The 20,739-nt window shown below is 67.6% G+C and carries 18 protein-coding genes; 9 read left to right on the top strand and 9 right to left on the bottom strand.

Features of this window, described 5'->3' with window-relative positions:
• Window positions 1-43: 43 nt before the first annotated feature.
• Complete coding sequence (nth, locus tag GU927_RS04445) at window positions 44-688, top strand: endonuclease III (RefSeq protein WP_161761168.1); 645 nt, start codon at window positions 44-46, stop codon at window positions 686-688.
• Entirely contained in the window at window positions 685-1,668 is a 984-nt protein-coding gene (locus tag GU927_RS04440) for an adenosine kinase (RefSeq protein WP_161761167.1), read from the top strand. Before nth ends, GU927_RS04440 begins: the two co-directional genes overlap by 4 nt.
• A gap of 79 nt (window positions 1,669-1,747) precedes the next feature.
• Here GU927_RS04440 and GU927_RS04435 read toward each other — a convergent pair whose 3' ends face one another.
• On the bottom strand, window positions 1,748-2,128 hold the full coding sequence (locus GU927_RS04435) for an HIT domain-containing protein (RefSeq protein ID WP_161761166.1): 381 nt from the start codon (window positions 2,126-2,128) through the stop codon (window positions 1,748-1,750).
• Between the two features lie 5 nt (window positions 2,129-2,133).
• A complete protein-coding gene (locus GU927_RS04430; protein ID WP_161761165.1) occupies window positions 2,134-3,711 on the bottom strand; it encodes a DUF5928 domain-containing protein in 1,578 nt (525 codons plus the stop codon).
• Between the two features lie 145 nt (window positions 3,712-3,856).
• On the opposite strand from GU927_RS04430, the gene GU927_RS04425 reads away from it, so the two are divergent.
• Entirely contained in the window at window positions 3,857-4,675 is an 819-nt protein-coding gene (locus GU927_RS04425; RefSeq protein WP_161761164.1) for a sulfotransferase family protein, read from the top strand.
• A 43-nt stretch (window positions 4,676-4,718) separates the two neighbouring features.
• On the opposite strand, the gene GU927_RS04420 is transcribed toward GU927_RS04425, so the two are convergent.
• The 6 genes from GU927_RS04420 to GU927_RS04395 all read right to left on the bottom strand — a co-directional run bounded on the left by GU927_RS04420 (window position 4,719) and on the right by GU927_RS04395 (window position 10,510).
• Entirely contained in the window at window positions 4,719-5,282 is a 564-nt protein-coding gene (locus tag GU927_RS04420) for a YdeI/OmpD-associated family protein (RefSeq protein ID WP_161761163.1), read from the bottom strand.
• A complete protein-coding gene (gene polA, locus GU927_RS04415) occupies window positions 5,279-8,116 on the bottom strand; it encodes a DNA polymerase I (protein WP_161761162.1) in 2,838 nt (945 codons plus the stop codon). Before polA ends, GU927_RS04420 begins: the two co-directional genes overlap by 4 nt.
• Window positions 8,117-8,171: 55 nt before the next feature.
• A complete protein-coding gene (locus GU927_RS04410; RefSeq protein ID WP_161761161.1) occupies window positions 8,172-8,597 on the bottom strand; it encodes a GNAT family N-acetyltransferase in 426 nt (141 codons plus the stop codon).
• Between the two features lie 300 nt (window positions 8,598-8,897).
• Entirely contained in the window at window positions 8,898-9,083 is a 186-nt protein-coding gene (locus GU927_RS04405; protein WP_161761160.1) for a zinc-finger domain-containing protein, read from the bottom strand.
• 74 nt (window positions 9,084-9,157) lie between these two features.
• On the bottom strand, window positions 9,158-9,934 hold the full coding sequence (locus GU927_RS04400; RefSeq protein WP_161761159.1) for a hydroxypyruvate isomerase family protein: 777 nt from the start codon (window positions 9,932-9,934) through the stop codon (window positions 9,158-9,160).
• A complete protein-coding gene (locus tag GU927_RS04395) occupies window positions 9,935-10,510 on the bottom strand; it encodes a DUF1285 domain-containing protein (RefSeq protein ID WP_161761158.1) in 576 nt (191 codons plus the stop codon).
• 83 nt (window positions 10,511-10,593) lie between these two features.
• Here GU927_RS04395 and GU927_RS04390 point away from each other — a divergent pair, with 83 nt between their 5' ends.
• The 4 genes from GU927_RS04390 to GU927_RS04375 are packed head-to-tail and all read left to right on the top strand — an operon-like array spanning window position 10,594 to window position 17,340.
• Window positions 10,594-11,598 (top strand): AAA family ATPase, encoded by a 1,005-nt coding sequence (locus GU927_RS04390; protein WP_161761157.1) that lies wholly within the window; start codon window positions 10,594-10,596, stop codon window positions 11,596-11,598.
• Window positions 11,595-12,464 (top strand): DUF58 domain-containing protein, encoded by an 870-nt coding sequence (locus tag GU927_RS04385; RefSeq protein WP_161761156.1) that lies wholly within the window; start codon window positions 11,595-11,597, stop codon window positions 12,462-12,464. Before GU927_RS04390 ends, GU927_RS04385 begins: the two co-directional genes overlap by 4 nt.
• Window positions 12,464-15,265: a DUF4159 domain-containing protein gene (locus tag GU927_RS04380; protein WP_161761155.1), complete on the top strand. Its 2,802-nt coding sequence runs from the start codon at window positions 12,464-12,466 to the stop codon at window positions 15,263-15,265. The genes GU927_RS04385 and GU927_RS04380 overlap by 1 nt, the downstream gene beginning before the upstream one ends.
• Complete coding sequence (locus GU927_RS04375; protein ID WP_161761154.1) at window positions 15,262-17,340, top strand: DUF7408 domain-containing protein; 2,079 nt, start codon at window positions 15,262-15,264, stop codon at window positions 17,338-17,340. The genes GU927_RS04380 and GU927_RS04375 overlap by 4 nt, the downstream gene beginning before the upstream one ends.
• Here the strand turns inward: GU927_RS04375 and GU927_RS04370 are convergent.
• Window positions 17,324-18,007, bottom strand: coding sequence for a DUF599 domain-containing protein (locus GU927_RS04370; RefSeq protein ID WP_161761153.1), 684 nt, complete (start codon window positions 18,005-18,007; stop codon window positions 17,324-17,326). The genes GU927_RS04375 and GU927_RS04370 overlap by 17 nt on opposite strands.
• A gap of 89 nt (window positions 18,008-18,096) precedes the next feature.
• Between GU927_RS04370 and GU927_RS04365 the strand changes: the two genes are divergently transcribed.
• Together GU927_RS04365 and GU927_RS04360 are read left to right on the top strand one after the other, a co-directional pair.
• Window positions 18,097-19,530, top strand: coding sequence for an FAD-linked oxidase C-terminal domain-containing protein (locus GU927_RS04365; protein ID WP_161761152.1), 1,434 nt, complete (start codon window positions 18,097-18,099; stop codon window positions 19,528-19,530).
• Between the two features lie 96 nt (window positions 19,531-19,626).
• The gene (locus GU927_RS04360) at window positions 19,627-20,718 is read left to right on the top strand and encodes an FAD-binding protein (protein WP_161761151.1); all 1,092 of its coding nucleotides are present in this window, start codon (window positions 19,627-19,629) and stop codon (window positions 20,716-20,718) included.
• Window positions 20,719-20,739 lie beyond the last annotated feature (21 nt).

The raw sequence follows: 20,739 nt of genomic DNA, 5'->3' as shown, positions 1-20,739 counted from the left end.
GATCCGCCTTGTTTGGCGGGATCGCCTCGCTTATGGGCTTCGCATGGTCAAGCAGCTTCCCTATGCCCAGATGAAGGAGATCTTCACCCGCTTCCACGCGCTGGAGGCGGAGCCGAAGGGGGAGTTGGAGCATGTGAACGCCTTTACCCTGCTGGTCGCGGTGGCGCTGTCGGCGCAGGCGACGGATGCGGGGGTGAACAAGGCGACGCGGGGGCTGTTCGCCGTGGCGGATACGCCCGACAAGATGCTGGCCTTGGGCGAGGAGGGGTTGACCGAGCGCATCAAGACGATCGGCCTTTACCGCAACAAGGCGAAGAACGTCATCAAGCTGTGCCGCATCCTGATCGACGAGTTCGGGGGCGAGGTGCCGTCGTCGCGCGCGGCGCTGCAATCGCTGCCGGGGGTGGGGCGCAAGACGGCGAATGTCGTCTTGAACATGTGGTTCCGCCAGCCCGCGCAGGCGGTGGATACGCATATCTTCCGCGTCGGCAACCGCACCGGCATCGCGCCCGGAAAGGACGAGACGGCGGTGGAGCGGGCGATCGAGGACAATGTTCCCGCCGAATTCCAACTGCACGCGCATCACTGGCTGATCCTGCACGGCCGCTATATCTGCGTCGCGCGCAAACCCAAATGCGGCATCTGCCCGATCCGCGATCTTTGTCTGTATGAGGAAAAGACCGAATGAAGACCTATGATGTCGTCGGCATCGGCAATGCCATCGTCGATGTGTTCACGCAAGGAGATGACAGCTTCATCGAGATGATGGGGATCGAGAAGGGCATCATGCAGCTGGTCGAGCGCGAGCGGGGCGAGCTGCTTTATGCTGCGATGAAGGACCGCGTGCAGGCGCCGGGCGGGTCGGTGGCCAATACCATCGCGGGGCTGGGGAACCTTGGCCTGCGGACGGCCTTCATCGGGCGGGTGCATGACGATGCGCTGGGGCGGTTCTATGCCAAGACGATGGGCGACAGCGGCACGGCCTTTCCCAACCCGCCGGTGGCAGGGGGCGAGCTGCCCACGTCGCGGTCGATGATCTTTGTCTCGCCCGATGGCGAGCGGTCGATGAACACCTATCTGGGGATCTCGTCCGAGCTGGGGCCGGAGGATGTGTCCGATGCCGTGGCGGGCGAGGCGGTGCTCTTGTTCCTTGAAGGCTATCTTTACGACAAGCCGAAGGGGAAGCAGGCCTTCGAACGCGCGGCAAAGCTGTGCCGCAACGCGGGCGGCAAGGCGGGGATCGCGCTGTCGGACCCGTTCTGCGTGGACCGCCACCGCGACGATTTCCGGCGGCTGGTGAAGGAACTCGACTACGTCATCGGGAACGAGCACGAGTGGTCCTCGCTCTATCAGACCGACCTGTCCAGCGCGCTGGAGCAGGCGGCGGCGGATGCGGGCGTGGTGGTCTGCACGCGGTCCGGGGACGAGGTCATTCTGGTCCGCGGGGACGAGATGGTGACGGTGCCGGTGAACCGCGTGGTGCCGGTGGATGCGACCGGCGCGGGCGACCAGTTCGCGGCGGGGTTCCTTTACGGGCTGGCGACGGGGCAGGGGCTGGCGGTCTGCGGGCGCATGGGCTGCGTTGCGGCGGCCGAGGTCATCAGCCATTTCGGCGCACGGCCCGAGACGGACCTGAAGGCACTGTTCCGCAAGGAAGGGCTGGTCTGACCAGTCGGGGCGGCGGGTTCCGCCCCGGACGGGTCCGTCATGGGCGTCCGTCAGGGGCGTCCGTGAGGGGATGGAGGCCTCAGCCGCGCGAGAGCATCCGGCCCAGTGGCGCGCCGCCCACGATATGCAGGTGGTAATGGGGCACTTCCTGCCCGCCATCGCCGCCCGCATTGGTGATGCCGCGATAGCCCGCCCCGCCATCGCCGAGACTGACCCCGAGCATGGCGCAGACCGAGGCTGCGGTCCGGTAGAAATCGACGATCTCTGCCTCGGTCGCTTCGGCGCAGAAATGATCGAAAGTGATATAGGCACCCTTCGGAATCACCAGAACATGGTGGGGGGCCTGCGGGTTTATGTCGTGAAAGGCCAAGGTGTGATCGGTCTCGATCAGGGTTTTGTTCGGGATCTCGCCGCGCAGGATACGGGCGAAGATGTTGGTCGGGTCATAGCTGTGGGGCATGTCTGTCAATCCACGAAAAGATGTCCGGTGGCCGCGATCTCGCGCGCCTTTTCCATGGGGATATCAAGGAATTCCGCAAGTGGCACGGTGTTTTCGTCCACGCTGGCGCTTTCCCTGATGCGGTGGAAATGCGGAAAGTTGGCGTCCCTGATGCGGTCGCTTTCGAACCTTACGTCATAGCGGATCGTGGGCAGAAGCCGGTCGATGGTTTCCTTGGGCGTGCGGTCACCCGCAAGACCCACGCGCCGCGCATGGCCGATCAGGTAGTCGTCGGTGAAGTCGCATTCGATTTCGAGCAGGCGCACCACGGCCTTGTCGTTGTAGAAATCCTGCATCAGGTCCACGTTGGCCGGATCGATGCAGAAGAGAAGCTGGTCCGACTGCCAGTAGTCAAACAGCATCCGCACAAGCGCGCGGCGGTGACGGGTGCGTTTTTCAAGCGTGGTCTGGATGCCGCCCAGATCGGGCAGGGGTGTCGATGCCTCGTTGAAGAGATAGTCCATCGCCGGAAGGTTGGTGACGTCGCGCACGCGTTCGACCAGCCGTTTGGCGACGTGCCATTTCTTGCAGGTCACCATCATCAGCGTCCGTTCGCGCCCGAGGGAGGCTTCGCGTTCCCAGAAGCGCGGGGCGAAGCGGCGTCCGACGCGGCCCCGTCCCGTGAGGAAACGGAAAAGGCTGCGCCCTTCGTTCGAGATGGCAAACTGCACGCCCTTGGCGGCGTAGAGCGTGCCCAGACGCGCCCGCAGTTCGCGCGCGTCGGAGGAGATCTTGCGCGCGAAGAGATAGTCCTGCGACAGGAGCAGGTCGTAATGGTCGTTGTAGAAGGTCACCGGCATTCCGTAGTCGGTGAACATCAGGAATGTCAGCGTGCGCGAGCGGATCTCGGCCTCGGGCACGAGGTGGCGGACGAGGGTCTGGAAGAATGTCTCGTCCGGAATCCATGTGGTGCGGAAGAAGCGCATGACATCCTTGCGCCTTGCACAGAAGTCGAGCACCGACTCGACCGTGCGGCGGCGCAGGCACCACCACTGGCTGCCGATCTGCATCTGGAGGTCGGCGGGAACCTGACGCGCCAGACCCAGCCGTTCCTGCACCTGCATCGAGCCGTAGAATAGCCGCTTGTGGGTGCGTTCGTTGAACCAGTGGCGATAGATCAGCCGTTCTTCCTTGATGCCGGTCTTGATCCAGTCCGAGGTGAAGAAATCGAAGCTTTCGATGTAGTCGACCTCGTCCCTGTCGAGGAAGGCATGGACGAATTCGGCCGATTTGATCGGCATGCAGTCGCCGGACAGCATGTAGAAATGCGTGGCATAGGGAAAGGCGGCGACCGCCGCCTGCGTGGCGTGAAGCGTGGCCTCGACCAGGCTCCACTCGCCCCAGCCGCATTTGATGCGGCGACGGGCGAAGGTGACGGAGCCATTGGCGGCCAGCGCCGTGCGGATGCGGTCAAAGGCCTCGCGCGGGGCGCGGGCGTCGAAATGGATCGACACGAAGTCACCGGCTGCGGTGAGCCGCTCGGCCTGGGCGATGATGCCATCGGGGTCTTTGTGGCACAGCAGGATATAGGCGATCTTTGCCATTCGACCCTTGGAACTTACGGTGGACTAAGTGTCACTGAGGGGACAAATAGCATCAACGGACATTGAATGAACGGGTTTTCTTTGCTTTTTTGTGCCCATTGGGCCAAGGGCACGCAAGAACGCCCGGTATTTGGAGGCACGAGTTATGGGGTTTCCCGGCACATGGATGACGGAAAGCGAGAGCGTGGTCTATCGCGTGGTGCCGAAATGCGCCTGTTCGTCCATCGGGCAGATCATGTTCTATTCCGACCATGGCCGCTTTTTCGAGGGCGACATCCATGACAGCACGGCGGGCCTGCACAAATGGGCGCAGGAGGAAAGCCAGCCCCTGATCGAGGCGAACGTCAAGGCGCACAAGTCCTTTGCCTTCACCTGTGTCCGCAATCCCTATACCCGCATCCTGTCCTCGTTCTTCGACAAGATCTGCGGCATCCAGAGGAACGGCAAACGCTATCGCGGCAATCTCGTGCCGATGCTGGTGCAGAAATACGGGGTACAGGTCGGCGGTGATGACGGCAGGCAGGAGTTCGACCAGATCGCGTCCTTCCGCCGCTTTCTTCTGTTCGCGCGCGATACCATCCGATTTCGCAAGCCGATGGAGCCGGACATCCACTGGTCGGCGATGTCGGGGCATATCTCGACCTTCATCGTGAACGGGGGGCGGTATGACCACATCTTCTTTACCGAGCGGTTCGATGCGGGGATGCAGGTCGTGCTGGACAATATCGCCACGCGCCATCCCGTCGATCTGAAGGCGATCCCGAAGTTCAATGAAAGCGAGGGCCACGGGCCAAAGCGGCTGCATCCGGTCGAGGATTATTTCGACGATCTGTCGCGCCATCTGGTCTGGGAGATCTACAAGCGCGATTTCCAGCTGTTCAAATATGATTTCGACAATCCGGCCAACAAGATGCCCAAGGGCGAGATCGATCTTGACGAGGTCCACGCCAAATTGGGCGATTGAGGTTTACGTAAATTACGTAAATCGGCTGTGCCGCGGGGGGCGGTCACGGGCCGTCTGCGAGTGACGCGATGAAATCCGCGATGCGGCGGGCGCGGGCCTTGGGCGTTTTGGCGGTGGCAAGACGGAAGGCAAGTGCGGCGCGGGGTTTGGCGGGCAGGGCGGCGAAGGCGGTCTGGGCGGCTGCGGGGGCGGCGGCGAGGGCGGTGAGGAAGTCGTCGGGAATCTCGCTGGGCTTTTCCGCCGCATAGGCGGCGTCCCAGCGGCCGTCACCTTGGGCGCGGGCGACTTCGGCAAGGCCGGGGGCTTCCATCCAGCCGCCCGCGATGAGCCTTTCTGCCGTGGCGCGGGATTTGGCCGTCCATGGGCTGGCAGGGCGGCGGGGGGTGAAGCGGTGGAGCATGTGGTCGGGGCCGTCGGGTTTCTTCTGGGCATCGACCCAGCCCCAGACCAGCGCCTCTTCCAAGGCCTGTTCCCAGTCGATGGAGGCGGTGCCGGTGGATTTGCGGGCAAGGCGCAGCCATGCCTCGGCCGCCTTGTCATGGCGCATGGAGAGCCAGAAGTTCCATTCCTCGGGCGTGGCGAAGGTCAGGGGGGCGGGCGGTTTCAATGGGCGTCCGCCCATGTGCGGCCCGAGCCTGCCTCGACGATGAGCGGCACCTTGAAATGGACAGCGGGGTGGGCGGCGGATTCCATCACCGCCTTGGCGCGGGCGGCGAGGGTGGGGGCGGCGTCTTCGTCCACCTCGAACAGGAGTTCGTCATGGACCTGCAGCAGCATCCGTGCGGGCAGGTCCGCGATGGCGGCGGGCATGCGGATCATGGCGCGGCGGATGACGTCTGCCGCCGTTCCCTGGATCGGCGCGTTGATGGCGGCGCGTTTGGCAAAGCCTGCGGTCGGGCCCTTGGCGTTGATTTCGGGGGTGTTGATCTTGCGCCCGAAGAGGGTGGTGACGTAGCCCTTGGCCTGCGCGTCCTTGATGGTGGTGTCCATGTAGCCCTTGATGCCGGGGAAGCGCTGGAAGTAGCGGTCGATGAAACCTTGGGCCTCGGCCCTTGGGATGCGCAGATTGCGGGCGAGGCCGAAGCCCGAGATGCCGTAGATCACGCCGAAGTTGATCGCCTTGGCCTTGCGGCGGATGTCGGGGGTCATCTGGTCGAGGGGGACGTTGAACATTTCGGACGCCGTCAGGGCGTGGATGTCCAGCCCGTCGCGGAAGGCCTGTTGCAGTTCGGGGATGTCCGCGATGTGGGCGAGGATACGCAACTCGATCTGGGAGTAGTCGAGCGAGACGAGGAGGCGGCCCCCGGGGGCGACGAAGGCTTCGCGGATGCGGCGGCCTTCTTCGGTGCGGACGGGGATGTTCTGCAGGTTCGGGTCGGTGGAGGAGAGGCGGCCGGTGACGGCCCCGGTGATGGAATAGGAGGTGTGGACGCGGCCCGTTTCGGGGTGGATGTGGTCCTGCAGCGCGTCGGTATAGGTGGATTTCAGTTTCGCGATCTGCCGCCAGTCGAGGACGAGGGCGGCAAGGCGCGCGGCCTGCGGGTGGGTGTCGTTCAGGGTGGTGATGTCTTCGAGGATGTCGGCGCCCGTGGCATAGGCGCCGGTCTTGCCCTTTTCGCCGCCCGGCACCTGCATCCGGTCGAAGAGGATTTCGCCCAGTTGCTTGGGCGAGCCCACGTTGAAGGGTTCGCCTGCGATGTCCTGAATCTCGGCCTCCAGTCCTGCCATCTTTTGCGCGAAGGCGTTGGACATGCGCGAGAGGGTGTCGCGGTCCACCTGCACGCCCGCCATTTCCATTTCGGCCAGCACGGGCACGAGGGGGCGTTCGAGGGTTTCGTAGACGGTGGTGACGGCCGCGCGGTGGAGTTGGGGTTTGAAGCGGGCCCAGAGGCGGTAGGTGATGTCGGCGTCTTCGGCCGCGTATTTCACGGCGTCGGCGATGGGGGTGCGGTCGAAGGTGACGGCCTGTTTGCCGGTGCCGAGGAGCGATTTGATCGGGATGGGCAGGTGGTCCAGATAGGTTTCCGACAGCGTGTCCATGCTATGGGCGTGGAGGCCCGCGTAGAGGGCGGAGGACATGAGCATCGTGTCATCGAAGGGCGCGATGCGGATGCCGTGGCGGGCGAAGATCTTCCAGTCATATTTCATGTTCTGGCCGATCTTGAGGATCGCGGGGTCTTCGAGGACGGGTTTCAGGGCGGCGAGCACGTCGCCCATCGGCAGTTGGCCGGGGGCGAGCTGCGAGGAGCCGAAGAGGTCATCCGTGCCGGAGCGGTGGGTGAGGGGGATGTAGCAGGCCTTCGCAGGGTCGGTGGAGAGCGAGATTCCCACCAGTTCGGCGCGCATTTCGTCGAGCGAGGTGGTTTCGGTGTCCACCGCGACGATGCCCCGGTCGCGGATCGCCTGCACCCATGCGTGCAGGGCATCCATCGTGGTGATGGAGTCGTAGGCGTCGAAGGGGAAGGGGAGGGGCGGGGCTTCGGGTTGGTCGGGGTGGTTGACTTCGGTTCCCTTGCCTTCGGGCAGGGGGGCGGGGGGGGCGATCTTCAGGCTGTCGGCCACGCGGCGGGTGAGGGTGCGGAATTCCATCCGGTTGAGGAAGTCCATGATCGTGTCGGGTTCCGGCGGGCGGACTTCGAGGTCGTCGAGGGTCACGTCCAGCGGCGTGTCGGCCTTGAGCTGGACGAGCTGGCGCGAGATGCGGATCTGGTCGGCGTTTTCGATGAGGGCTTCGCGGCGTTTGGGCTGTTTGATTTCGTGGGCGCGGGTGAGGAGGGATTCGAGGTCGCCATATTCCTGGATCAGCAGGGCGGCGGTCTTGATGCCGATACCGGGGGCGCCGGGGACGTTGTCGACGCTGTCTCCGGCGAGGGATTGGACATCGACCACGCGGTCGGGGCCGACGCCGAATTTCTCGAACACCTCATCGGGGCCGATGGCGCGGGATTTCATAGGGTCGAACATCATCACGCCGGGGCCGACGAGCTGCATCAGGTCCTTGTCGGAGGAGATGATGGTGACGTCGCCGCCTGCCTCGGTCGCCTGACGTGCCAGCGTGGCGATGATGTCGTCGGCCTCGAACCCTTCGGTTTCGATGCAGGCAATGTTGAAGGCGCGGGTGGCGTCGCGGGTCAGGGGGAATTGCGGGCGCAGGTCTTCGGGCAGTTCGGGGCGATTGGCCTTGTAGAGCGGGTAGATGGCGTTGCGGAACGTCTCGGACGAATGGTCGAAGATGACGGCGACATGGGTGGGCGCGCCGTTCGGGGCGTCGGGGCCCTTGTTGCCTTCGAGATAGCGGAAGAGGATGTTGCAGAAACCCGCGACCGCCCCGATGGGCAGGCCGTCGGATTTGCGGGTGAGCGGCGGCAGCGCGTGATAGGCGCGGAAGATATAGGCCGAGCCGTCGATCAGGTGGAGGTGGCAGCCCTTGCCGAAGCCCATCTGGTGCATCCCTTGTCGCGTGGAGTCGGGGGGAGGTATCGCATGATCCCCCCCGTCAGGCCAGTGCCAGAGGCAGGGCGCGGGCGGCGCCGAGATGGGCGGTGAGCGCGGCCATGCCGGGGGTGATGGCAAGGGTGGCGCGGCCTTCGGCCTGGGCCAGGAGGCGGGCGGCACCGATCAGGCGGCGGCCCATGCCGCGGTTGCGGTGGGGATGGTCCACGAAGAGGTCTGTGATCTCGTATCCCATGCGCCATGTCAGCGGATCGCGGGTCAGGCGCATCAGGACGTAGCCCACGGTTTCGCCCGCCTGCCGCGCGACGAGAACGCGGGTGCCGGGCAGGATGAAGGCGTCGCGGTGCAGGGTTTCGGCGCTGCGCGGGGCGTCGCCCAGATGGGCGGCGAGCTGCTGCGACAGGGCGTGCAGCGCGGGCAGGTCGTCGGGGGTGGCGAGGCGGATTTCGGCGCGGATTTCGGTTTTCATGGTCATCTCCCGCCGCCGCTGCGAGAGAGTTTGACCGACCACCCGCAGGGGCGGCCTATCTGGTCTGGTTTGTGCAAGAAACGCTGACCGGCCGCCTATGAAGCGTCGGTAAAGTAATACGAGGCGGTGGCGATACGGTTCAGCATGGCGTCACGCTGCACCGGCGCGGGGCTTGCGTCAAGCGGGGGCAAGAATTTTCTGGCGAAAATTCTTGGAGGCGATTTTTCTGGCGAAAAATCGGGCTGGGGCGATCCTTCGCGAGAAGGATCGGGAGAGGAAATTTCGCCAGAAATTTCTTCGTCAGTGGTCGTCGTGGGCGTGGTCGCGGTCGATGACGTAGCGCTTGTCGCAATAGCCGCATTCGACCCAGCCGGTGTCCTGCGGAATCGTCAGCCAGACGCGGGGATGGCCAAGCGCGCCTTCGCCCCCGTCGCAGGCCACTTTCCATATGGTGACGACTTCGGTTTCGGGGGCGTCGATGGGCATTTGGGCTACCTTTCCTTCAAGCGCCGCCATTCTATCCGCTGGCGCGCGGGGGGCAAGGGGGGGCGGCTGTGGCGTCACGCCCCGATCAGACGCGCCCGCCCCTTGAGCGCGTTGAGCCACATGAGCCCGTGCACCGTCGCGCGGGCGGGCAGGTATTCGGCGCTGACCCAGCCGTCGTAGCCGGTCGCGTCAAGCTCGGTGCATAGCCCCGTCAGGTCGAAGCCGCCGCCGCCGGGTTCGTTGCGGTTCGGAAAGCCCGCGATCTGGATGTGGTTCACGCGGGCCTTGTGGCGCGCCCAGACGGCATCGGCGTCGCCATGGATGCGCGCCGCGTGCCACAGGTCGAACTGGATGCCCAGATTGGGCAGGGCAAGGTCGTCGACGATCCGCGCGGCCTGATCGAAATCGTTGAGAAAATAGCCCGGCATGTCGTCGGGGTTCAGCGGTTCGATCGTCAGCTGCAGGTCGGGCGCCTGTGCGGCGGCCCAGGCGAGGTTGTCGCGATAGGTCGCCTCGGCCTGTTCGCCGCGGGCGACGCCGGCCATGACGTGGATGCGCGACGCGCCAAGCTGGCCGGCAAGGTCGAGGGCGCGCAGGAAGGAGGTGCGGAACGTCTCTTCCGCGCCGGGGACGGCGGCGTGGCCGCGGTCGCCCGCGCCCCAGTCGCCCGGATGGGTGTTGAGAAGCGCGAGCGGCAGGCCCGCCAGCGCGCTTTGCCAGTCCTTCACCGGATGGTCGTAGGGAAACAGCGCCTCGACCCCGTCAAATCCCGCCTCGCGCGCCAGATCGGGGCGGGCGAGCATCGGGACTTCGGTGAAGAGCATCGTCACATTCGCGGCGAAACGGGGCATTCAGGTGAGGTCTTCCGAGGGAATCATCGGGAAGAACCTGCCCGATGACCGGATACCAAACCAGTCTTTTCCCTGAAACTGATCGTGTTTGCACAGATCGACGAGGCGATAGAAGGATTTGCGGTCGATCAGGGCCCACAGATCCCGCCGGATGTGGAGGTAGGGGGCAGGCTCGCCCGTGGCGGGATCGCGGTCGACCCGCAGGGGGTGGTCATCGTCGAGGGTCACGCTGTCGCCCACCTGCGTGGTGAAGGTGAGGCGCTGGTCGGCGCCGTCGCCCGTCACGTCGAAATCCACCGCGACGAAGGGGGCGTCGTCCACGGTGATGCCCACCTTTTCCACGGGGGTGACGAGGAAGTAGCGGTCGCCCTCGCGTTTCAGGATGCCGGAGAAGAGTTTGACCAGCGCGGGGCGGCCGATTGGGGTGCCCTGATAGAACCATGTCCCGTCGCGGGCGATCCGCATGTCGATGTCGCCGCAGAAGGGCGGGTTCCACAGGTGGACGGGGGGCGGGCCTTTCTGCGTCGCGGCCTGTGCCGAGGCGGCCAGTCCTTCGGCGGATGGTTTCACGATCATTTGTGCCCCGGTCTGTTTTGTCATTTGTGCCGCGCGGGATAGTTGGGTCTAATGGACCATATAGCCGCTTGAGGAGCATTGTCATGGCCGAAGGACCCGAACTCGTCGCGCGTATCGAAGAGCTGGGGGCGCGGCTGGGTTCCGCCAAGGCATCGATCAACCGCCGCTTCATCGGGCAGGAGCGGGTGGTGGACCTTGTGCTGGCCTCGATGCTCTGCGGGGGGCATGCGCTGCTGGTCGGTCTGCCGGGGCTGGGCAAGACGCGGCTGGTCGATACGCTGTCCACTGTCATGGGCCTGAAGGGGAACCGCGTGCAGTTCACGCCGGACCTGATGCCTGCCGACATTCTGGGGTCCGAGGTGCTGGAGACGGCGGCGGATGGCAGCCGCGCGTTCCGCTTCATCGAGGGGCCGGTCTTCTGCCAGCTCTTGATGGCGGACGAGATCAACCGCGCGTCGCCGCGGACGCAGTCGGCGCTCTTGCAGGCGATGCAGGAGCGCGAGGTGACGATTGCGGGCGAGCATCGCCCGCTGGGGCGGCCGTTCCATGTGCTGGCGACGCAGAACCCGATCGAGCAGGAGGGGACCTATCCCCTGCCCGAGGCGCAGTTGGACCGGTTCCTCGTGCAGGTCGATGTGGAATATCCGACGCGGGCGACCGAGCGGGATATCCTGATCGCCACCACGGGGGCCGAGGAGGCGGAGGCGCATCAGGTGTTTTCTGCCGAAGAGCTGATCGCGGCGCAGGGCGTGCTCAGGCGGATGCCGGTGGGGGATCAGGTGGTGGAGGCCATTCTGGACCTTGTGCGGGCCTGCCGTCCGGGGGAGCCCGAGGGGCGCGAACTGGCGGATTCCCTAAGCTGGGGGCCGGGGCCGCGGGCGGCGCAGGCTTTGATGCTGACGGTCAGGGCGCGGGCGCTGCTTGACGGGCGGCTGGCGCCTTCGGTGGCGGATGTGGCGGCACTGGCGCGGCCGGTGCTGACGCACCGGATGGCGCTATCCTTTGCGGCGCGGGCGCGGGGGGAAAGCCTTGCGGGCATCATCGACCGGACGGCGCAGCGGGTGCTGGGTCTCGAGGCGGCGGCGTGACGGATCTGACCGATCTTCGGACGCGGGCGGAAACGCTGGGCGCTTCGCTGCCGCCCTTGCTGGCGGAGGCGGAGTTGCTGGCATCCACGATCATGCTGGGCGAGCACGGTCGCAGGCGGGCGGGGCAGGGAGACGAGTTCTGGCAGTACCGGCCCACCCATGCGGGGGATTCCGCGCGGATGGTGGATTGGCGGCGGTCGGCGCGGTCGGATGCGACCTTTGTGCGGGAACGCGAATGGCAGGCGGCGCAGTCGGTGACGCTGTGGGTCGATCCGGCGCGGTCGATGGCCTTTTCGGGCGCGAAGGGGCGGGTGACGAAGGGTGATCGCGCGCGGCTTCTGGCGATGGCGGTGGCGGTGCTTTTGTTGCGCGGGGGGGAGCGGGTCGGGCTGGCGGGCGGCGGTGTGCCGCCGCGCCCCGGGCGGGGGCAGCTTCTGCGCCTGCTGGACGGGCTGGCCGAGGACGGGGCGGATTACGGCGTGCCCGATGCGGGCGGAATCGCAAGCCACGGGCGCGCGGTATTCCTGTCGGATTTCATGGGCGATCTTGCGGGGGTCGAGGCGGCGCTGGGCCGCGCGTCGGATCTGGGGGCACGGGGGGCGCTGGTGCAGGTGCTGGACCCCGCCGAGGAGGAGTTTCCCTTCGACGGGCGGACGATTTTTGAATCCATGGGCGGGACCGTGCGGCACGAGACGCTGCGGGCCGGCGATCTGAGGGCGCGCTATCTGGCGCGGCTGGAAGAGCGGAAGGACCGGCTGGCCATGCTGGCCCGTGCGGTGGGGTGGCATTACACGACCCATCACACGGGACAGGCGGCGCAACCGGCGCTGCTGTGGCTCTATCGCGCGCTGGAAGGGGGGCGGTGATGTTCATGCTTGGCCCCGTCGGATTTACCGCGCCCCTGCTGCTGTGGGGGCTGGTGGCCTTGCCCGTGCTGTGGCTGATCCTGCGGGCGGTGCCGCCCGCGCCGATCCGGCGGCGGTTTCCCGGCGTCGCGCTGCTGCTCGGGTTGAAGGACGAGGAATCCGAGACGGACCGCACGCCGTGGTGGTTGCTGGCGCTGCGGATGCTGGCGGTGGCGGCGGTGATCGCGGGCTTTGCGGGGCCGGTGCTGAACCCCGTGCAGCGCGAGGCGGGGACGGGGCCGCTTCTGGTGGTCATGGATGGCGGCTGGGCCGATGCGCGGGACTGGCCGCGGCGGGTGGAGCGGGCGGTCGCTCTGGTGGACGAGGCGGGGCGCGACGGGCGGGCGGTTGCGGTGGTGCGGCTGACCGATGCGCCCGAGGCGGTGGTCTTCCGGACGGCGGATGCCGTGGGGGGGCGTGTCGCGGCGCTGGCCCCGCAGGCGTGGTTGCCGGACATGGCGGGATGGGCGCGCGCGCTGCCCGCGGGGGCGTTCGACACCTATTGGCTGTCGGACGGGTTGGACCATGCGGGGCGCGGGGCGCTGTTCGATGCGCTGGCGGCGCGGGGGGCGGTGACGGTGTTCGAAAGCCCGCGTCCGGTGGTGGCGCTGGCGCCTGCGGTCTTTGCCGAGGGGGCAGTGCAACTGACGGCACAGAGGTTGCCGGCGGGGGCGGCGCTGGATCTGGCGGTGATCGCGCGCGGGCCGGACCCTGCGGGGATCGAGCGGGAACTGGCGCGCGGTGCGCTGCGCTTTGGCGCGGGGGACGGGCGGGCGGAACTGGCGCTGGCGCTGCCGCCCGAATTGCGAAACCGGATCACGCGGTTCGAGGTCGAGGGGCTGCGGTCGGCGGGGGCGGTCAGTCTTGCGGATGACAGCCTGAAGCGGCGCAAGGTGGCGCTGATCGGCGGACGTGATGATGCGGAAGAGGGGCTGCAACTGCTGTCGCCCACGCATTACCTGCGACAGGCGCTGGAGCCTGTTGCGGATCTGGTGGACGGGTCGCTGATGGATGTGTTGCAGGCGGGGCCGGATGTCGTCGTGCTGGCCGATGTGGCGGCGCTGACGCAGGAGGAGCAGGACGCGGTGCTGGGCTGGCTGGATGACGGTGGGCTTCTGTTGCGCTTTGCGGGGCCGCGGCTGGCGGCGTCAGAGGTGTCGCGCCTGTCCGAAGACCCGCTGTTGCCGGTCAGGCTGCGCGAGGGCGGGCGGACGGTGGGCGGCGCGATGAGCTGGGGCGAGCCAAAGACGCTGGCCCCTTTCCCCGAGGGGTCGCCCTTCCACGGGCTGGCCGTGCCGGAGGAGATTGCGGTGCGCGAGCAGGTGCTGGCCCAGCCCGACCCCGATCTGGCCGAACGGACGATTGCCGCGCTGGAGGATGGCACGCCGCTTGTAACGCGCAAGGAGGTGGGGCAGGGGCAGGTGGTTCTGGTGCATGTGACTGCCAATGCGGAATGGTCGAACCTGCCGCTGTCGGGGTTGTTCGTGCAGATGCTGGAACGGCTGGCGGTGTCGACACGACCCGTGACACCCGAGGCGGGCGATCTGGAGGGGCAGGTCTGGGTGCCCGAGGTGGTGCTGGATGCCTATGGCGTGCCTGCCGATGCGGGCGAGGTGGCGGGGGTCGCGGGCGCGGCGCTGGCCGATGCGCTTGGCGCGGGGCCGTCGGTGGCGATGCAGCCCGGACTTTATGCGGGGGCGGAGCGGCGGGTGGCGTTGAATGCCGTGACGGCGGGAATGGACCTTGTCCCTGCGGCGTGGCCGGCGGGGACGGTGATCGAGGGGTTGGAAGCCGTGCCGGAGCGGGTGCTGAAGGGCTGGTTCCTGACGGTGGCGCTGGTCGCGCTGATGGTGGATGTGCTGGCGTCGCTGTGGCTGTCGGGGCGGCTGGTCGGGGCGCGGTCGAGGGCGGGGGCGGCGGCGGTGCTGCTGGCCGCGCTGCTGGCGGGTGCGGGCGATGTGTGGGCGCAGGAGGTGGCAGGGCGCGCGCCGGTCGATCCGGCGGTGGAGGCGCTGGCGCTGGAGGCGACGACGGCGGTGGTTCTGGGCCATGTGCTGACCGGCGATGCACGGGTGGACGAGGTGGCCGAGGCGGGTTTGCGGGGCTTGGGCGAGCGGCTGTGGGAGCGCACGGCGATCGAGCCGGAGGCGCCCGTGGGCGTGGATATCGAGCGGGATGAACTGGCGTTCTTTCCCTTTCTCTACTGGCCCGTCACGACGGGGCAATCGCTGCCCTCTGCCAATGCCTATCGCAAGTTGAACGAGTTTCTGCGGACGGGGGGGATGATCCTGTTCGACACGCGGGATGCGGATGTAGCGGGGGCAGGCGGCAGTTCGGCAGAGGCCGCGCATCTGCAGCGGATCGCGGCGGGGCTGGACATCCCGCCGCTGGAGCCGGTGCCGCAGGACCATGTGCTGACGCGCACCTTCTATCTGCTGCAGGATTTCCCCGGCCGTTTCGGTGGCGCGCCGGTCTGGGTGGAGGCCGCGCCCCCCGATGCCGAGCAGCGCGAGGGGATGCCCTTCCGCAACCTGAATGACGGGGTGACTCCGGTGGTGATTGGGGGCAACGACTGGGCCTCGGCCTGGGCGGTGGACGGGATGGGCGTGCCGATGTTCCCCGTGGGGCGCGGTTTTGCGGGCGAGCGGCAGCGCGAGATGGCCAACCGGTTCGGGATCAATCTGGTGATGCATGTGCTGACGGGGAATTACAAATCCGATCAGGTGCATGTGCCTGCCCTTCTGGAAAGGCTGGGGCAATGACGGCCAGCGTGATCCTTGCGCCGCTGGTGCCGGTGGTGGTGCTGTGGGTTCTGGCGGGGCTGGCCGTGGCCTTTGTGGCGCTGGCGCTGTGGCGGGGGCTGGCGGGGTGGTGGCTGCGCGGGCTGACGGCCTGCGCGCTGCTGGCGGCGCTGGCGAACCCGTCCTTGCAGGAGGAGGAGCGGGCGCCGCTGTCGGATATCGTGCTGCTGGTGGTGGATGAAAGTTCCAGCCAGCGACTGGGTGACCGTGCGGCGCAGACGGCCGAGGCGGTGGCCGCGATCGAGGCCAAGGTCGCAGGGATGGAGAATACCGAGCTGCGCGTGGTGCGGTTCGGGGACGGGCCGGAGGATGCCGGCTCGCTGGCCATGACCGCGCTGGCCGAGGCGCTGTCGGAAGAGCCGCGCGCGCGGGTGGCGGGGGCGATCCTGATTTCGGACGGGCAGGTGCATGACATGGGGCTGGTCCCCGCGCTGCCCGCGCCGCTGCATCTGCTGATGACGGGGCGCGAGGCGGATTGGGACCGGCGGCTGGTGGTGAAGAACGCGCCCGCCTTTGCCATTCTGGGCGAGGAGGTCACGCTGACCCTGCGGATCGAGGATCAGGGGGCCGCGCCGGGGGCCGAAGAGGCGGATCTGACGATCACCGTGGATGGTGGCGCGCCGCAGACCTATCGCGTGCCGGTGGGGCAGGATCTGGACCTGCCGGTGGTTCTGCCGCATGGCGGGATGAACGTGCTGCAATTCGCCACCCCCGCCGTGGAGGGTGAGCTGACCGAGCGCAACAACGCCGCCGTGGTGCAGATGAACGGCGTGCGCGACCGGCTGCGCGTCCTGCTGGTGTCGGGCGAGCCGCATGCGGGCGAACGGGTCTGGCGCAACCTTCTGAAATCGGATGCGTCGGTGGACCTTGTGCATTTCACCATCCTGCGCCCGCCGGAAAAGCAGGACGGGATTCCGGTGACGGAGCTGTCGCTGATCGCCTTCCCTACGCGCGAGCTGTTCGTGGAGAAGATCGAGGAATTCGATCTGATCATCTTCGACCGCTACCGGATGCGGGGCATCCTGCCGATGTCCTATCTGGAGAACGTGGCGAATTATGTGAGCAATGGCGGGACGGTGCTGGTCGCGGCGGGGCCGGAATTCGGGGCGGTCGATTCGCTCTGGCGCTCTCCCCTCGCCGAGGTGTTGCCGGTGGAGCCGACGGCACGGGTGATCGAGCGGGCCTTCGTGCCGGAGCTGACGGATCTGGGCCGCCGCCATCCGGTGACCGAGGGGCTGGAGGCGCTGGCGCCCGAGGGGGGCTGGGGCCGCTGGTTCCGGCAGGTGGAGGTTTCCCCGCGTGCGGGGCAGGTGGTGATGCAGGGCGCAGACGGGCGGCCGCTTCTGGTGCTGGACCGCGTGGGCGAGGGGCGCGTGGCGGTGCTGGCGTCGGATCACGCCTGGCTCTGGGGGCGCGGGTTCGAGGGCGGCGGTCCGCAACTGGAGCTCTTGCGGCGGCTGGCGCACTGGATGCTGAAAGAGCCGGAGCTTGAGGAAGAGGCGCTGACCGCCACCGCCAGGGGGCAGGCCTTGACCATCACGCGGCGGACCGTGGCCGAGGGGCCGCCGGGCGATGTGACGGTCACGGGGCCGGACGGGGCCGAGGTGGTGCTGCCGATGCCCGAGGCGGGGCCGGGGAAGTTCGAGACGGTCTGGCAGGCGCCGGTGGTGGGGCTTTACCGGCTGGAACAGGGCGATCTGGTGCGGGTGGTGGCGGTGGGCCCGTCCGCCCCGCGCGAGTTCGAGGCGACCATCGCCACGGGCGAGGTGATGGCGGAGGCGGTCGCGGCGACCAATGGCGGCGTGCTGCGGGTGGAGGAGGGCGCGCCCGACATCCGCCTTGTGCGCGAGGGGCGGCCCGCGGCGGGGCGCGGCTGGATCGGGATCACCCCGCGCGGCGCCTATGTGACCGAGGATGTCAGCGTGGCGCCGGTGCTGCCGGCATGGGCGTGGCTTTTGCTGGCGGCGGCGCTGGCGGTGGCGGCGTGGCTGCTGGAAGGGCGGCGCGGCGGGCGGCGGGTCAGCGGGACAGCATGACGTCGCGCGACTGCGAGGCGAATTCGCGGCGCAAAAGCACAGTGGTAGAGGCAAGCCCCGCAAGGACCAGACCCGCCGGACCGAAAAGCCAGCCGAGCGCGGCGAGGGCATAGTAGATCGACCGCAGACCGCGGTTGAAATTCTTGGCCGCGGTGATGTTGATCTCGGCCGCCTGTGCCGCGCGGGGGGTGGCGGTCGGGTCGGCCGCATCATTCGGGACGGCGGCCATCAGGATCGAGCAATAGCCGAACAGGCGGTGCGCCCAGACGAATTTCAGCAGCGCATTGGCAAGGAAGGCCAGCGCGAGGATGATCTTCAGCTCCACCTGCATCGTGTCGGCGGCAAGCGTCAGATCCTGCGCCAGTCCGCGCAGGCGGTCGGAATTGCCGATCAGCGCCACGCCCCCGCCGATGGCGATCATGCTGGCCGAGGCGAAGAAGGCCGTGCCCTGACGCAGGGAATCGATCAGCGTGGCGTCGAAGATTCGCGGCTGGCGCGTCACGAACTGGCGCATCCAGTCGCGGCGGTAGTCCTGCATGATCAGGCTGACCGACGGACGGCGCGCGGGCGGATGCTCGATCACCCAGCCCGAGACCGCCCACAGGGCCAGAACCGCCAGAACGGCAAGGAAATCGGGGGCCGTCAGGGCGCCGAGATGGTCGATCATGTTCATGGCCAAGGGATAGCATGACGGAACGGGTTGTCAGCCGGAGAAATTGGTTATAACTTTTTACCAATTCACGGGAGGAGACCGCGATGGAGATGCCCCAGCCCGATCCCGCCATCCTTGCGCGGCGCGACCGGATTCTGGCGCGGCTGGCCGCCGTGCTGCCCGCCGATGCCCTGATATCCGATCCGGCCGAGACGCGGGCCTATGAATGCGACGCCCTGACGGCCTATCGCTGCCTGCCCATGGCGGTGGTGCTGCCGCGCACGACCGAAGAGGTCGCGGCGGTGATGCGGGCCTGTCACGAGGAGGGGGTGAAGGTCATCCCGCGCGGGGCGGGCACGTCGCTGGCGGGCGGGTCGCTGCCTACGCCGGATGCGGTGGTGATCGGCGTGGCGCGGATGAACGGGGTGATCGAGACGGATTATGCCAACCGCTTCATCCATGTGCAGACGGGGCGGACGAACCTGTCTGTGACGGGCGCGGTGGAGGCGGAGGGGTTCTTCTATGCCCCCGATCCGTCCAGCCAGCTGGCCTGTGCCATCGCGGGCAATATCGGGATGAATTCCGGGGGCGCGCATTGCCTGAAATACGGTGTCACCACGAACAACCTGCTGGGCGTGACCCTTGTCACCATGACGGGCGAGGTGCTGCGGATCGGCGGGCCGTTCATGGATGCGGGGGGGCTGGACCTTCTGGGCGTGATCTGCGGGAGCGAGGGGCAGTTGGGCGTGGTGACGGAGGCCTGGCTGCGGATCCTGCCCAAGCCCGAGGGGGCGCGGCCCGTGCTGATGGGCTTTGCCTCGAACGAGGTGGCGGGGGCCTGCGTGGCCGACATCATCAAGGGCGGGCTCTTGCCCGTGGCGATCGAATTCATGGACCGCCCCTGCATCGAGGCGACGGAAGCCTTCGCCAAGGCGGGCTATCCCGATTGCGAGGCGCTGCTGATCGTCGAGGTGGAGGGCAGCCCCGCCGAGATCGACGAACAACTGGCGCGGATAAAGGAGATCGCGCTGCGCCACGACCCCGTCGCCTATCGCGAGGCCGAGACCGAGGATCAGGCCAAGCGCATCTGGCTGGGCCGGAAATCGGCCTTCGGCGCGATGGGGCAGATGGGGGATTACATCTGTCTGGACGGCACGATTCCGGTGTCCGAGCTGGCCTTCGTGCTGCGCCGGATCGGGGAGTTGACGGAAAGCTACGGGCTGCGGGTGGCGAACGTTTTCCATGCGGGGGATGGCAATATGCACCCGCTGATCATCTTCAACGCCAACCAGCCCGGCGAGCTGGAAAAGGCCGAGGCGCTGGGCGCGGATATCCTGAAGCTGTGCGTTGAAGTGGGCGGCTGCCTGACCGGCGAGCACGGGGTGGGCGTCGAAAAGCGCGATCTGATGAGCGTGCAGTTTTCCGACGCGGACATGGAGGCGCAGCTCAGGGTGAAGGACGTGTTCGATCCGGGCTGGCTGCTCAATCCGGCGAAGGTGTTTCCGCTGTATGTGACTGCCTCGCGGCGCGCGGCTTGAGATTGCGGACCGGGGGTTTCACACCCCCGGACCCCCGTGGGATATTTGGGGACGGAAAATGAGGATTGTTGCTGGTCTTCTGCGGGCGGATCTTTGATGCGTCCGGAAAATGAGGCGGAACTGGCCGAGATCGTGCGGGGGGCGAATGCGCCCTTGGTCCTGCGCGGGGGCGGGACGCGGGGGATCGGGGTTCCGGCGGCGGGCGAGGTGCTGGAGACGGGCGGTCTGTCCGGCGTGCGGCTTTACGAGCCCGGCGCGCTTACGCTGGTGGTGGGGGCGGGGACGCCCTTGGCCGAGGTGGAGGGGATGCTGGCGGCCGAGGGGCAGCGCCTGCCCTTCGATCCGCCGGATATGCGGGGACTTCTGGGGCGCGAGGGGGAGTCGACCATCGGCGGCGTGGTGGCGGTGAATGCCAGCGGGCCGCGGCGGGTGCAGGCGGGGGCCTGCCGCGACAGCCTGATCGGGGTGCGCTTTGTCGACGGGACGGGGACGGTGGTCCGCAATGGCGGGCGGGTGATGAAGAATGTCACGGGCATCGACCTTGTGAAGCTGATGGCGGGGTCGCATGGCACGCTGGGCGTGCTGACCGAGGTGGCCTTCAAGGTTCTGCCCGCGCCCGAGGCGGGGGCGACGCTGTGCGTGGGGGGGCTGGACGACGGGCAGGCGGTCGCGGCGATGGCGGCGGCGCTGGGGTCGCCCTTTGACGTGACGGGGGCGGCGCATTGGCCGGGGCGGGGGACGTTCCTGCGGGTCGAGGGGTTCGAGACATCCGTGCGCTATCGCGCGGGGGAGTTGCGCCGCGTGCTGGGGCGGTTCGGTCCGGTGGAAGAGGTCGCGGGTGACGTCTGGCAGGCTGTGCGGGATGTGGCACCGTTCCACGGGAGGACGGGGGATGTGTGGCGGCTGTCGGTGAAGCCGTCCGAGGCGCCTGCGCTGGTCGCGCGGGCGGGGACGGAGGCGGTGCTTTACGACTGGGGTGGCGGTCTGGTCTGGCTGCTGGTCGGGGCGGGTGTGGACCTGCGGGCGCGGCTGGGGGCCTTTGACGGGCATGCGACGCGGATGCGCGGCTTGGGACCGGTGCCGGCCTTTCAGCCCGAGCCTGCGGCGGTGGCGGCGATTTCGGCGGGGCTCAGGGCGAAGTTCGATCCCAAGGGCGTCTTCAATCGTGGCTTGATGGGCGCGGCCTGATGGGTGGGAACGGACAGGAGC

Origin of the sequence: Paragemmobacter amnigenus, assembly GCF_009908265.2 — a bacterium.
Classification (GTDB): domain Bacteria; phylum Pseudomonadota; class Alphaproteobacteria; order Rhodobacterales; family Rhodobacteraceae; genus Paragemmobacter; species Paragemmobacter amnigenus.
This window is presented reverse-complemented; position numbering and strand designations above follow the sequence as displayed.